The organism is Agromyces sp. NPDC004153 (assembly GCF_053603635.1).
The window spans coordinates 35,094-48,041 of the sequence record NZ_JBSGFY010000001.1 but is presented as its reverse complement, the minus strand read 5'-3'; the positions used below and the strand labels follow the sequence as shown (position 1 = coordinate 48,041).

At 72.2% G+C, this 12,948-nt stretch carries 13 protein-coding genes; 9 read left to right on the top strand and 4 right to left on the bottom strand.

Annotated elements, in window-relative coordinates; genetic code table 11:
* Positions 1-308: 308 nt before the first annotated feature.
* Both ACWEOH_RS00205 and ACWEOH_RS00200 read left to right on the top strand, forming a co-directional pair.
* A complete protein-coding gene (locus tag ACWEOH_RS00205) occupies positions 309-1,016 on the top strand; it encodes a Kelch repeat-containing protein (protein ID WP_452027193.1) in 708 nt (235 codons plus the stop codon).
* 76 nt (positions 1,017-1,092) lie between these two features.
* The gene (locus ACWEOH_RS00200) at positions 1,093-1,854 is read left to right on the top strand and encodes an alpha/beta fold hydrolase (RefSeq protein WP_452027191.1); all 762 of its coding nucleotides are present in this window, start codon (positions 1,093-1,095) and stop codon (positions 1,852-1,854) included.
* Positions 1,855-1,921: 67 nt separating this feature from the next.
* Here the strand turns inward: ACWEOH_RS00200 and lexA are convergent, their stop codons facing one another.
* Complete coding sequence (gene lexA, locus ACWEOH_RS00195; protein ID WP_238476327.1) at positions 1,922-2,599, bottom strand: transcriptional repressor LexA; 678 nt, start codon at positions 2,597-2,599, stop codon at positions 1,922-1,924.
* 267 nt (positions 2,600-2,866) lie between these two features.
* On the opposite strand from lexA, the gene ACWEOH_RS00190 reads away from it, so the two are divergent.
* From ACWEOH_RS00190 to ACWEOH_RS00160, 7 genes are all read left to right on the top strand, one after another.
* Positions 2,867-3,235 carry a LysM peptidoglycan-binding domain-containing protein gene (locus tag ACWEOH_RS00190; protein ID WP_452027189.1) on the top strand — a complete coding sequence of 123 codons (369 nt, stop codon included), beginning with the start codon at positions 2,867-2,869 and terminating at the stop codon, positions 3,233-3,235.
* Between the two features lie 46 nt (positions 3,236-3,281).
* Positions 3,282-4,373 (top strand): histidinol-phosphate transaminase, encoded by a 1,092-nt coding sequence (locus ACWEOH_RS00185; protein ID WP_452027187.1) that lies wholly within the window; start codon positions 3,282-3,284, stop codon positions 4,371-4,373.
* A gap of 61 nt (positions 4,374-4,434) precedes the next feature.
* On the top strand, positions 4,435-5,049 hold the full coding sequence (gene hisB / locus ACWEOH_RS00180; RefSeq protein WP_452027185.1) for an imidazoleglycerol-phosphate dehydratase HisB: 615 nt from the start codon (positions 4,435-4,437) through the stop codon (positions 5,047-5,049).
* Entirely contained in the window at positions 5,046-5,684 is a 639-nt protein-coding gene (gene hisH / locus ACWEOH_RS00175) for an imidazole glycerol phosphate synthase subunit HisH (protein WP_452027183.1), read from the top strand. The genes hisB and hisH overlap by 4 nt, the downstream gene beginning before the upstream one ends.
* 122 nt (positions 5,685-5,806) lie before the next feature.
* Positions 5,807-6,553: a bifunctional 1-(5-phosphoribosyl)-5-((5-phosphoribosylamino)methylideneamino)imidazole-4-carboxamide isomerase/phosphoribosylanthranilate isomerase PriA gene (priA, locus tag ACWEOH_RS00170; protein ID WP_452027181.1), complete on the top strand. Its 747-nt coding sequence runs from the start codon at positions 5,807-5,809 to the stop codon at positions 6,551-6,553.
* On the top strand, positions 6,537-7,403 hold the full coding sequence (locus ACWEOH_RS00165) for an SseB family protein (RefSeq protein WP_452027179.1): 867 nt from the start codon (positions 6,537-6,539) through the stop codon (positions 7,401-7,403). The genes priA and ACWEOH_RS00165 overlap by 17 nt, the downstream gene beginning before the upstream one ends.
* A gap of 30 nt (positions 7,404-7,433) precedes the next feature.
* Positions 7,434-8,147, top strand: coding sequence for a hypothetical protein (locus ACWEOH_RS00160; RefSeq protein ID WP_452027177.1), 714 nt, complete (start codon positions 7,434-7,436; stop codon positions 8,145-8,147).
* Here ACWEOH_RS00160 and ACWEOH_RS00155 read toward each other — a convergent pair.
* The 3 genes from ACWEOH_RS00155 to ACWEOH_RS00145 form a co-directional block, all read right to left on the bottom strand.
* Positions 8,079-9,617 carry a dynamin family protein gene (locus ACWEOH_RS00155; RefSeq protein ID WP_452027175.1) on the bottom strand — a complete coding sequence of 513 codons (1,539 nt, stop codon included), beginning with the start codon at positions 9,615-9,617 and terminating at the stop codon, positions 8,079-8,081. The two genes, ACWEOH_RS00160 and ACWEOH_RS00155, sit on opposite strands and share 69 nt — an antisense overlap.
* Complete coding sequence (locus ACWEOH_RS00150; RefSeq protein ID WP_452027173.1) at positions 9,614-11,533, bottom strand: dynamin family protein; 1,920 nt, start codon at positions 11,531-11,533, stop codon at positions 9,614-9,616. Before ACWEOH_RS00150 ends, ACWEOH_RS00155 begins: the two co-directional genes overlap by 4 nt.
* A 98-nt stretch (positions 11,534-11,631) precedes the next feature.
* On the bottom strand, positions 11,632-12,726 hold the full coding sequence (locus ACWEOH_RS00145) for an IniB N-terminal domain-containing protein (protein ID WP_452027172.1): 1,095 nt from the start codon (positions 12,724-12,726) through the stop codon (positions 11,632-11,634).
* Between the last annotated feature and the right edge of the window lie 222 nt (positions 12,727-12,948).

Genomic DNA, 12,948 nt, shown 5'->3' with positions numbered 1-12,948 from the left:
TGCCGCGGCCCCGGCCGGTGTCGGCGACCGCGCCGCGCACACCGCGACACCCCTCCCCGACGGCCGCATCCTCGTCGCCGGCGGATGCGTCGTCGACGGGTGCGGCACCGCCACGGCCGAGGTGCTCGTCGTGGGAGCCGACGGGCGCGAGGCGACGCCGGCCGAGCCGATGAGCGTGCCGCGCACGAACCACACCTCGACGCTGTTGCCCGACGGCCGGGTCGTCGTGATCGGCGGGTTCCTCGGCGAGGGTGCGGGGGTCAGCGGGGCGGTGGACGTCCGACCCCGAGGCGGGCACCACCACGACCGTGGCGACGGTCGCGCCGCGCGGCGGGCACGTGGCCGCCCTCCTGCCCGAGGGTGGCGTGCTCGTCGTCGGCGGCGAGACGGCCACGGGCGTCACGGACGAGGCCGTGATCGTCGACCCGGTGACCTGGGAGGTCCTCCCCACGAGCCCGCTGCCGTGGCCGGCGGACGCGCTGGAGGCGTCGACCCTCCACGACGGGCGGGTGCTCGTGACGGGCGGACGCGTGGCGCCCGGGACCGGATCGCCGGCGGCTGCGATCTACGACTCGGCGGACGGGACCTGGGTCGAGGTGGGACCGCTGGCGACGCCCCGGTTCAAGCACGTCCAGGCGACCCTCGCCGACGGCCGGGTCCTCGTCGCCGGCGGCACGCCGGACGACCGCCGGGTGCTCGCGACGACGGAGGTCTTCGATCCGGGAACTGGAGCGTTCACGCCCGGTCCCGACCTCGCGGAGCCGCGCTACAAGCTGTCGGGCGGAGCGCTCGCCCTCCCCGACGGCCGCGTGCTCATCGGCGCCGGTGGCGGCTCGGTCGAGGTCGTCGACGTCGCCGCGGGCGCGTCCACGGTGCTCGTCGAGCTGGAGCGGCCCGCGTCGTTCGCGACCGTGAGTCCGCTCGAGCACGCTGCCGTGCTCGTGCTCGGCGGGTACGACGACCGGATCGCGCTGACCGGCCTCGCGCTCGAGGTCGAGATCCCCGGCCTCGGGTGACAGGGACCGGTCCGTTCGCAGCCGGCGTCCAGTCACGTCGGGGGCGATCCCCAGCCGCGATCGCTATGGTCGCTCCATGCGTCTCGCGGTACAGGAATCCGGCAGCGGCACGAAGACCGCCGTCCTCATCCACGGCATCATGTCGGATTCGCGAGCCTGGCACCGCGTGACCGCCGAGCTCCTCGAGCACGGCTTCCGCGTGCTCGCCGTCGACCTGGCCGGGCACGGACGCAGCCCGCGTGCGCGCCGGTACTCGCCCGCCGCCTGGGCGGACGACGTCGTCGAGACGCTGACGCCGCTGATCGACGGGCCGCCCGACGTGGTCATGGGCCACTCGCTCGGCGGCCTCGTGGCCAGCCTCGTCGCCGACCGCATGGCGCCGCGCGCCGCGATCTACATCGACCCGGCGTTCTCGTTCCCGACCGGCATCCGCGGCTGGGCGTTCAAGGCGTTCTTCGCGGTCGCGCCGCGACCCCGGCGCTCGGCGCTCGTGCGCATGAACCCGAAGTGGAGCGCCGCCGACGTCGACATCGAGCTGGCCACCCTGCGGGACTGGGACCGACGCACCATCCTCGGCTTCGCCGACACCCGGCCGCTCGTGCCGCCGGCGCGACTCGTCGCGCCGAGCCTCGTCGTGCTCGCGGAGAAGAGCCTGCTGATCACCGAGCGCGTCGCGGCGCAGCTGCGTCGGCAGGGGATGACCGTCGAGACCGTGGAGGGCACGGGCCACACCGTGTTCCGCGACGACCACGCGGGCTTCATGGACACGATCGTCGACTGGCTGCGGGGCGTCGGAAAGGCGCAGCCCCAGGCGGCCCTGGCGGTCGCCGCCGCCTGATCGCGCGGTCGGGGCATCCGGTCGCGCGTGAGGCCGCTCGCATCGACCTCCTGCCACGCGGCGGCGCTCAGACCGTGCGCAGGACCGCCACGACCTTGCCGAGGACCTCGGCCTGGTCGCCGAGGATGGGCTCGAACGCGCTGTTGCGGGGGAGCAGCCACGTGTGTCCGTCGCGCTGGCGGAACACCTTGACCGTGGCCTCGCCGTCGAGCATGGCCGCGACGATCTCGCCGTTCTCCGCCGTGCGCTGGGAGCGCACCACGACCCAGTCGCCGTCGCAGATGGCGGCGTCGATCATCGAGTCGCCCACGACCTTGAGGATGAAGAGCTCGCCCTTGCCGACGAGCTGGCGGGGGAGCGGGAAGACCTCGTCGATCTGCTGCTCGGCCGTGATGGGGATGCCGGCCGCGATGCGCCCCACGAGGGGAACCATCGCGGCGTCGCCGACGGGGATGGGCTCGCCGGCGGACGGCGCGCGATCGGCCGATCCGGGCAGCTCGATGAGCACCTCGAGGGCGCGCGGGCGGTTGGGGTCGCGGCGCAGGTAGCCGGCCAGCTCGAGCTGGTTCAGCTGGTGCGTGACGCTGGAGAGCGACGAGAGCCCGACCGCGTCGCCGATCTCGCGCATGCTCGGCGGGTAGCCGCGGCTCGACACCGAGCGCTGGATGACCTCGAGGATGGCGACCTGCTTGGCGCTGAGGCTCTTGCGGCGGCGCGCCCTGCCCTGGTCCCGCACGTCGTCGATGTCGGTGCTCAAGGTCTCCGCCCCTCGTTGCGGCCGCTCGCGACCGGATGTCGGTGGTCTCTGATCGACTGTGGTCGAACATTCGAAACTGTATCCGGCAGATGTCGGTGCGGCAAACATTCGTTCGAGTGTGTCGCGGAATCCGCGGGCACATTCCGGCGGATCGGATGCTTGCAGCTTCGAACATTCGAAGATATATTCGGAACAGAGCTTCGCATCCGGCCCTCCCGGCCGAGGGCCGGGTGCGACTCGTCCAGGAGGTGTGACATGAGCGCAGCGATCGTCCCGACCCGAACCATGCCGGTGGAGTCCGCACCGCGCACGGCGACGCGGCTCCGGTTGACGCGCCGAGGGCGCATCGTGTTCACCGCGCTGGCGTCCCTGCCGCTCGTCGTCTGGGCGCTCGTCACCGTCCTCGGCTCGGGTGGTGCGGCAGCCGACGGCGGCTCGTCGGCGCCCGCCTCCTCGTTCGAGTACGTCACGATCGGCCAGGGCGACTCGCTCTGGGCCATCGCCGAGTCGCTGGCGCCCGACGGCGACCCGCGCGTCCTCATCGACGAGATCATCCGCCTCAACGGTCTCGACGACGCGGTCGTCGAGCCGGGGCAGCGGCTCGCCCTCCCGGTCGTCCCATGACGTCACGGCCGCGGGGCGCAGGGGTGCCCGTGGCTAGCATGGACGGGTGACGAGCCTCGACGACCTGCCCATCCGCGACGACCTGCGCGGGCGCACGCCCTACGGCGCGCCGCAGAAGTCGGTCCCGGTCGCGCTCAACGTCAACGAGAACACCCATCCGATCCCCGAGGACGTCGCGCACGACATCGTCGCCCGGGTCGCCGCGGCGATCCTGAGCCTGAACCGGTACCCCGACCGCGAGTTCACGGCCCTCCGGCGCGCCCTGGCCGACTACCTCGGGCACGACCTCGACATCGACCGCATCTGGGCGGCGAACGGCTCGAACGAGGTGCTCCAGCACGTCCTGCAGGCATTCGGCGGGCCCGGCCGCAGCGTGCTCGGATTCGCGCCGACGTACTCCATGTACGGGCTCCTCGCATCGGGTACCGGCACCGAGTGGATCACGGCCGGCCGCGACGACGAGTTCGAGCTCTCGCCCGAGACGGCGGTGGCCGCGGTGCGCGAGCACGACCCGGACATCGTGCTGCTCTGCGCACCGAACAACCCCACGGGCACGCCCCTCTCCCTCGAGACCATCACCGCGGTGGCGGATGCCGCGCGCGGCATCGTCGTGGTCGACGAGGCGTACATCGAGTTCGCCGATCCCGGCACCGCGAGCGCACTGACGCTGCTCGAGGGCCGGCCCCGGCTGCTCGTGTCGCGCACCATGAGCAAGGCGTTCGCCTTCGCGGGCGCGCGCGTCGGCTACCTCGCCGCGGATCCCGCCGTCATCGACGCGCTGCGCCTCGTGCGCCTGCCGTACCACCTCTCGGCGCTCACCCAGGCCGCCGCGCTCGGCGCCCTGGCGCACTCGGACGAGATGCTCGCCATGGTCGGCGAGATCCGCGCGCAGCGCGAGCGCATCTCGGTCGAGCTGGCCCGACTCGGCTTCCACCCCTACCGCAGCGGATCGAACTTCGTGCTCTTCGGCGGTGTCGACGACCCGCACGCGGTCTTCCAGGCGTTGCTCGACCGGGGCATCCTGATCCGCGAGATCGGCCTGCCCGGCTGCCTCCGCGTGACCGCGGGCACCGAGGCCGAGACGAGCGCGTTCCTCGAGGCGATCGCCGTCTTCGCACCCGCCACCGCGGGGTCCTGACCCACGACCGGCGCCCTCCGCACCCCGACGAGCGTCCAGCGCGCCCGAATAGGATGACGACATGACCACTCCCGGCGCCCCGCGCACCGCACGCGTGCAGCGCGAGACGAGCGAGTCCAGCATCGACCTGTCGCTGAACCTCGACGGCTCGGGCAGCAGCGACATCGAGACCACGGTGCCGTTCTACGACCACCTGCTCACCGCGTTCGCGAAGCACTCGCTCACCGACCTCACGGTGCGTGCCCGCGGCGACATCGAGATCGACGTGCACCACACCGTCGAGGACGTGGGCATCGTGCTCGGCCGGGCGATCCGCGAGGCCCTCGGCGACAAGCGGGGCATCTCGCGCTACGGCGACGCGCTCGTGCCGCTCGACGAGGCGCTCGCGCAGGCCGTGGTCGACATCTCGGGGCGGCCGTTCCTCGTGCACACGGGGGAGCCCGCCGGGTTCGAGTTCCACCTCATCGGCGGTCACTTCACGGGCTCCATGGTGCGCCACGTGTTCGAGGCGATCGCGTTCAACGCGGGCCTCACGGTCCACGTCAACGTGCTCGCGGGGCGAGACCCGCACCACATCGCGGAGGCCGAGTTCAAGGCGTTCGCCCGCGCCTTCCGCCAGGCGAAGGCCCTCGACCCGCTGGTGAGCGGCATCCCGTCGACGAAGGGCGCCCTGTGACCGCGACGCGCCGCGTGGTGCTGCTCGACTACGGCTCGGGCAACATCCACTCGGCCGCGAAGGCGCTCGAACGCGCCGGGGCCGAGGTGCAGGTCACGGCTGATCGCGCCGCCGCCATGGAGGCCGACGGGCTCGTCGTCCCGGGCGTGGGGGCGTTCAAGGCCGTCATGGACCAGCTGCAGGCCGTGCGGGGCGACGAGATCATCGACCGCCGGCTCGCGGGCGGGCGTCCGGTGCTCGGGATCTGCGTCGGCATGCAGGTGCTGTTCGACCGCGGCGTCGAGCGCGGCGTCGACACCGAGGGCCTCGGCGAGTGGCCCGGCGTCGTGACCGAGCTGCCGTCGCCGGTGCTGCCGCACATGGGCTGGAACACCGTGCGTCCCGACGTCGGCAGCCTGCTCTTCGAGGGCATCGAGGACGAGCGGTTCTACTTCGTGCACTCCTACGCCGCGCAGGAGTGGCTGCTGGACGTCGTCCCGCCGTTCCCGGAGCCGAGGCTCACCTGGTCGGAGCACGGCGGTCCGTTCCTCGCGGCGGTCGAGAACGGCCCGCTGTCGGCGACGCAGTTCCATCCCGAGAAGTCGTCCGACGCCGGCATCCGGCTGCTCGCGAACTGGCTGGGCACGCTCGGCTGATCCCGCGACGGGCAGCGCGGCCGGCTCGGGGCGTCATGCGCGGGCCGCCGGCGCGCGACCCGACTAGGATGCTGTGACTGTGCCGCTGTGGTGCTTTCACAGCCACCGATACGAGGACAGTGATGAGTGAGTTCAACAAGACCCCCCGTCTCGTGCTGCTTCCGGCAGTCGACGTCGCGGGGGGCAAGGCCGTCCGCCTGACGCAGGGCGAGGCCGGCACCGAGACGAACTACGGCGACCCGGTCGACGCGGCCGCCGACTGGGCCGACCAGGGGGCGGAGTGGATCCACCTCGTCGACCTCGACGCGGCCTTCGGCCGCGGCTCCAACGCGGGCATCCTGAAGAAGGTCATCCGCCAGGTGCGCGGCGTGAACGTCGAGCTCTCCGGCGGCATCCGCGACGACGCCTCGCTCGAGCACGCGCTCGAGATCGGCGCCAAGCGCATCAACCTCGGCACCGCAGCGCTCGAGAACCCCGAGTGGGCGGCATCCGTCATCGCGCAGTACGGCGAGGCCATCGCCGTCGGCCTCGACGTGCGCGGCACGACCCTCGCGGCCCGCGGCTGGACGAAGGACGGCGGCGACCTCTGGCAGGTCATGGACCGCCTCGAGGAGGCCGGCGCTGCGCGCTACGTCGTGACCGACGTCACGAAGGACGGCACGCTGCAGGGCCCGAACCTCGACCTGCTGCGCCAGATCATGGATCGCACGCACCGGCCCGTCGTGGCCTCCGGCGGCGTGTCCAGCCTCGACGACATCGCGGCGCTGCGCGAGCTCGTGCCGCTCGGGCTCGAGGGTTCGATCGTCGGCAAGGCGCTCTACGCGGGCGCCTTCACGCTGGCCGAGGCCCTGGATGTCGCCGGCCGCTGACCCCGTCGACGGGCGGGCGGATGCCGCATCCGCCGGCCGTGACGACGACGCCGCCCGCCGCGACCCGGCCGCGACCGACTCCGCCGGCGTGCCGTGGGCCGGGCGCTCGTTCCAGCCCAATCCGCATGCCACCGACGACGGACGCGCCCCCGAGGCCCTCGCCGCGGCCGTCCGCCGCTTCCACGCCGGCGAGGGCGGGCAGGCAGAGGTGGTCGCCGCGTTCGGCGCCGCGCGCCTGCTGATCCCGCTCCTCGCCGACCTCGGCGACGGCGGCGCGGAGGTCGGCGCGCACGGCCTCGCGGTCGACAAGAGCCAGGAGCTCTCGATCGTCACCGTCGAGGGCCCTGACGGACGCCGCGTCCTGCCCGTGTTCGCCTCGGTCGACGCGATGTCGGCGTGGAACCCGGTCGCCCGGCCCGTGCCCGCCGACGGAGTGCGTGTCGCGCTCGCCGCGGCCGACGACGGCACCGACCTCGTGGTGCTCGACCCGGGCTCCGCAGGCGAGTTCGTGCTCCGGCGGCCCGCCGTCTGGGCCGTCGCCCAGTCGCAGGCGTGGACGCCGCCGTTCGAGTCCGACGCGGTGCAGGCCGCGTTCGAGCGGTCGATCGGCACGGAGCTGGCCGTGCTCGGCGTCGAGCTGTCCGCCGGGGACCCGGGCGCGCGGCTCGCGGGCCCCGAGCTCGTGGTGCGCCTCGAGCTCGTCGGCGGGCTCACCCGCGCCGAGCTCGACGCGGTGCTGCAGCGCCTGGCCGCGAGATGGGCCGCCGACGACGCGATCGCGACCCTCGTGGACTCGCTCGCGGTGCGGCTCGTCGGGCCGTCCGACGGCGTCGGCGATGCCTCCGCATGACGTCGACCGCGCTGCCGTAGGCTGGCGCTCATGGGGGACAGGTCCATGGGGGACGGCGAGTCGCGGCATCCGGAGCATGACGTCGAGGATGCCGACGACGGACTGCGTGAGCCGACGCACGATGCCGCGATCGAGCGGGAGACCGATCCCGACGACCCGCGCTACCGGCCGCTCGTGCCCGACGACGACCCCGACGCGGTGCCGCCGCCGGCGCGACCGGTCATGTCCGACCGGACGAAGCCGCCCGTGCTGCGCCCGCTCCCGCCGCCGCGGTCGATCCGCACGTCGCGATCGCTCTGGATCCTGAGCTTCGTGCTCGGCGCGTTCGGCGTGCTCCTCGCCTTCCTCTCGCACGGGGCGATCACGACCGAGCTGACCGAGGTGATCGGGCGCCTGTCGCCCACGTACGACGAGTCGGAGGTCGACGCCCTCGTCGACGTCGTCTACTGGACGAGCCTCGCCGGTATGGGCATCGTCGTGGCCGTCGAGGCGGCCCTGCTCGCGTTCATGATGAATCGTCGCGGCGGCGCGAGGTGGCTGCTGCTGATCGCGCTGGTGCTCCAGGCCGGCGTGGTGCTCATGGGGTCGGCGTTCCTCGCGGTCGGCGACGTGGCCGTGCCGGTGGAGCTCCTGCTCGTCGGGGGGTTCGTGGTCGCGTTCGCCGCGTGGGTGTGCTCACTCGCCCCCTCCGCCCACCGGTGGTTCCGGATGAAGGACGAGGCGCAGCTGGCGGCGCTCGACTGACGCGGGCGCCGTCTCGACCACGAGCGCCTCGCACGAGCGGGTCACGACGTCGCAGGCCTCTGCCGCGGCGCGATCGAGCAGCGGACTGCCGGCCAGCGCCCGCCAGCGCCCCAGCGCCGTCGCCGCGGCCGCCCGCACCTCCTCGGGACCGGCGCCGTCGGGGAGTCCGAGGCGTCGTTCGGGCGACGTGCCCGCGCCGCCGATGAGCCGCTCGGCCTCCGCGGCCTCGTCGGGCGGGAGGTCGAGGCCGGTCGTGCGAGCCGTCGACAGGAGCGCGAGCTCGCGGAGCTCGTGCGCGTTCGACTCGAGCCGCTCGATCGCGGCCGGCAGGCGCGAGTCGTCGGGGCGGGGCCGGTCGCGGACGAGGGCGCCGAGCGCGGCCAGGGCGGTGCGCGCTTTCAGCACGTCGGCGCGGGCGCGGAACTGGTCGCCGACGAGCCGCACGAGCTCCTCGAGGCCGCTGCGCCGGTACAGCTCGTCGGCGAGCTCGGTCGAGTCGTCGCAGCCCGACCGGATCGCGACCGTCGACATCCGGATCCCGAACATCCCGAACCGATCGAGCAGGTTCCGCCGTGCGTCGGGGCTCACGTCGATGCCCGCGTCGGCCCGCACGAAGCGGTCGACCGACACGAGCATGCGCTCGCGTGCGTCGCGGCCGAGCCGGGCGAGCTCGCGCAGCGCCTCGAACTCGTGCTCGCGAAGGGTGCGGGCGGACTGGGCGACGAGCCCCGCGACGGGCACGACGTCGAGTGCGAGGGAGCGCAGGGCGCCGTCGGTGCGGTAGCGCTCGGCGATCGTTCGCGCGGAGAGCAGGGCGTCGATGCGCCCGGCGCCGATCTCGTCGGCGCGCGAGAGCACCGCCATCGCGTTGACCGTGCGCGAGCGCCCGACCGTGGTGTCGTGGAATGCGGAGAGGAACCCGAGGTCGGCGGAATGCAGGTGCCGCATCAGGTAGACGATCGCGTCGGCCTCGGGCGGCGACTCCGTCGGCGTGAGGAAGGCCGCCGACCGGGCCGAGATCTCGGTCGAGAGCGAGGCGATGCCCGGCGTGTCGATGAGGGTCACCTCCTCGAGCCGCCGCGACGGCCACTCGACGACGATCCGGTCGATGTCCTCGTACGGCGTGCCGTCGAGGTCGATCTGCAGCCGACCCTCGATGCGTCGCACGGGCAGGGTGCGGTCGGCGCCCGACGCGAGGTGCATCGTGATGCGGGGCGTGGTGCCGTGCCGGTACCAGATGACGACCTTCGTGCACTCCGCGGCATCCGTCGGTGCGATCTCCTCGCCGATGATCGCGTTGAGGAGCGTCGACTTGCCCGCCTTGACCATGCCCGCGATCGCGACGCGCAGGGGGTCGCGAAGCCGCGTCGCGTGCTCCTCGAGCTGCGCGAGGGCGGCCGGGTCGTCACGGTACTCGTCGGCCGCGGCATCCAGCAGTGCGCGGGTCTGCTCGAGGAGCGCCGCGGTCACGCCCGCCCGACCTCGATCGTCGAGCGCGTCGAGGAGCCGGCGGATGCCGCGGCGGCGCGTTCGCGGCCGGTCGGTGTCGTGGCATCCGTGGCGGCCTGCGCGGCCGCGGCGGCGGACTCGATCGCCCGCGCGCGTGCCGACAGCGCATCGACCCGCTGCAGGTCGCGCTTCAGCTCGGCCACACGGCGGTCGCGCTCGTTGGCGTACATCGTCGCCGCCTTCTGCGCGGCGAGCACCGAGTCGGCCAGCGACCGGTGGTGCTCGTCGGCGATCGCAGTGAAGTGGTCGCGCGTGATGCGCTGCACGAGGCGGAGCCGGTCCTTCAGCTGCTTGCCGACCTGGAAGACGACGTCGTCGACCTGGCGCCGGATGAGCGCCTTCGCCTCGGTGCGACGCCGGAGGAGCCGGGCCGCCGTGTCGTCCTTGTAGGCCTTGCGACCGATCACCGCACCGGCGGCCAGCGAGAGCGGGTTGATGATCGACATGCCGACGATGCCCGTGATGATGCCCACCATGAGCACGCCGCCGTACGAGCCCTTGAGCCCGATGTAGAACTTCTGCATGGCGCCGAGGCGGCCGGACTCGAGGGTCGCCATGTCGGCGACGGGGTCGAGCACGTCGCGGGTGTCGTCGACGTGGATGGTCGGCAGCGAGATCTCGTCCTCGGTGAAGTGCCTGGCCACCTTGGCGGAGAGCCACTGCGCGCGCTCCTGCGTCCACACGAACGTGTCGGTCACGGCCGAGGAGACGCGCTGCTCGAACCACTCCACGATCTGGTCCCACACGGGGCCGGGGTCGCCCTCGTCGATGGCGTCCTCGGCCTCGCGCTGGATCTGCCGCATGCGGTCGCGCAGGTCGTGCTCCATGTCGGAGATCAGGTCGGTCGCACCGTCATTGAGCGTGATCTGCCAGCGCGACGAGTTGCGCCGGAGCTCGTCGGCGCGACCCTTCGTCGCCTCGAGCTCGGCGATGATCTCGGGCGTCTTCTCGGGGTTGACGAGCGCGCTCATCTCGGTGTCGATCGACAACCGGAGGTGCTCCGTCGTCGAGACCAGGTCGACGGCGGAGGAGCGGCGCTGCAGGAGCTCCGCCCGGCCGACGATGTCGCGCCGCAGGTAGGCGGTGAGGTCGGCGAAGCCGGACTCGGTGTTCAACTCTGAGTCCTCGGCCTTCATCGCCGCGAGGCGGAGGTTGGACGAGACCGCAAACAGGCGGATGTCGGGGTCGATGGCCGCGAGGTGCGCGCGATCGAGCTCCTCCACCCGGCGCCACTGCGGGTACATGTCCACCTTGGTGAGCACGCACGCGACGTTGGGACAGATCCGCATCGCGTGCCGGAGGAACTGGATCTCGGGCTCGGTGTACTCCTGCGAGGCGTCGGAGACGAAGAGCATGGCGTTCGTCGACGGAAGCGTGGCGAGGGTGGTCAGCGCGTGCGCGGAGTTGAGCCCGCCGACACCTGGGGAGTCGATGAGGGTCAGCCCGCCGCGCAGGAGCTTCCGCGGCAGCTCGACCTCGGCGGCGTGGACCTCGGGCTCCTCACCCGGCTTCGCGCGCTCGGACACGTAGCGGGGGAGGTCGCCGATCGGCACCGGGATGCGTCGTGGCCGGCCCTCGGCGTCGACCGGCCCGCCGTCGGCGCGCTGCGGCACCACCCACGCCGCCGAGGTCTCGCCGTGGCGGACGCTCGTGGGCACGGCGGTCGCGATGTCGTCGTCGACGGGGCACACGGGTGCGTTCACGAGTGCGTTGATCAACTGGCTCTTGCCCTGCTTGAACTCGCCGACGACGATGACCCGCACGCTCGGATCGAGGATCCGCTCCCTGGTCTGCTCGAGCCGGCGTCGAAGGTCGGCCCGATCGCCGCTCCCCGCCAGCGCGATGCCCTGGTCCACGAGTTCGATCAGCTGCTGCACTCGATGCCCCTCCCCTTCGAGTTCCTTCGATTCAACCAGATACGCAGCGGAACGGCCCGGAGCGGGATGTCCCGCACCGGGCCGCAGCCGGCAGGTGATTACAGGGTGATGTCGTCGACCTCGACATCGACGTCGACCTGGTCGCCGGGGCCGGTCTCGACGTTGTTGTCGTTCAGCGAGTCCTCGACCACGACGTTGTCGTTGAGCGAGTCGTCGACCACGACGTTGTCGTCGAACGAGTCCACGTTGTTGTCGTTCGCCTGGAACGAGTCCTCGACCACGGTGTTGTCGTTGAGCGAGTCGGAGACCACGACGTTGTCGTTGAACGAGTCGACGGCCACGTTGTTGTCGTTCGCCTGGAACGAGTCCTCGACCACGACGTTGTCGTTGAACGAGTCGGTGACCGAGTTGTCCTGGAAGGAGTCCTCGATGTCGACGTCGACGTCGACATCGTTGTCCTGGAACGAGTCCTCGATGTCGACCTCGGTCGAGTTGTCCTGGAAGGAGTCCTCGATCTCGACCGAGTTGTCCTGGAAGGAGTCCTCGATGAGGACGTTCGTCGAGTTGTCGGAGTTGTCGTTGAACGAGTCCTCGATCTCGAGCTCGTTCTCCTCGTTGAACGAGTCGTCGATGTCGACGTCCAGGTCGAACTCGGTGTTGCCCACCGCGACGTTACCGCCGGCGACGATGTTGCCGTCGCCCATGTTGTTGGCCTCGTTCTCGAACACCTGGTTCACGTCGCCGTTCGCCCAGATGTTCTGGTTGACCGACTGGTCCTGGATGACGTCGCGGTCGTCGATGTACGAGTAGTTGTTCACGACGCTGAGCAGCTTCGCCTTGGCCGCGGCGTAGTCGCCGCCACCGCCGCCGCCGCCGTGACCGCCGGACCAGCCGCCGCCACCGCCGCCGCCGCTCCAGCCGCCGCCACCGCCGCCGCCGCTCCAGCCGCCGCCACCGCCGCCACCGGCCGCCGCGGAGTTGATCTCGTTGCCGCCCGTGTCGTACTCGCGGTTGCCCACCGGCGAGAAGTCGAGCGCGACCGGCAGGACCGCGTCGACGTCCGCCGCGCAGATGCCCTGCAGACCGGCGCTCTGGAGCGCGCCGTCAGGGTCGGCGGCGAAATCGGCGCCGGCCTGCGGGCTCTTCAGCAGGTCCATCAGGAAGTCCAGCAATGCCGTCGTGATGTTCGTCATGATGTTTCCCCTCCACTTCGAGGTCTCGGTTCGATGACCGACATCGACGCCGGCCCCCACGAGCAAGCCTGTCGCGCGGCCGGCGTCGCGTCATCGGGTCATGTCCCCCCATGCGGTGCGGGGCGGATGGGGGTTTCGGCGCGCGGCGTTAGGGGATTGCGGGGTACACGACGGGGGATTCCGGCTCGCCGGCATGACGGCACCGGGTGCGGGCACATGCGG

Bases quoted from the DNA above. Each gene is read 5' to 3' on its own strand.
- hisB (WP_452027185.1), top strand. From the start codon at position 4,435: ATGACCACTCCCGGCGCCCCGCGCACCGCACGCGTGCAGCGCGAGACG.
- ACWEOH_RS00145 (WP_452027172.1), bottom strand. From the start codon at position 12,726: ATGACGAACATCACGACGGCATTGCTGGACTTCCTGATGGACCTGCTG.
- ACWEOH_RS00190 (WP_452027189.1), top strand. From the start codon at position 2,867: ATGAGCGCAGCGATCGTCCCGACCCGAACCATGCCGGTGGAGTCCGCA.
- priA (WP_452027181.1), top strand. From the start codon at position 5,807: ATGAGTGAGTTCAACAAGACCCCCCGTCTCGTGCTGCTTCCGGCAGTC.
- ACWEOH_RS00200 (WP_452027191.1), top strand. From the start codon at position 1,093: ATGCGTCTCGCGGTACAGGAATCCGGCAGCGGCACGAAGACCGCCGTC.
- ACWEOH_RS00160 (WP_452027177.1), top strand. From the start codon at position 7,434: ATGGGGGACAGGTCCATGGGGGACGGCGAGTCGCGGCATCCGGAGCAT.
- ACWEOH_RS00165 (WP_452027179.1), top strand. From the start codon at position 6,537: ATGTCGCCGGCCGCTGACCCCGTCGACGGGCGGGCGGATGCCGCATCC.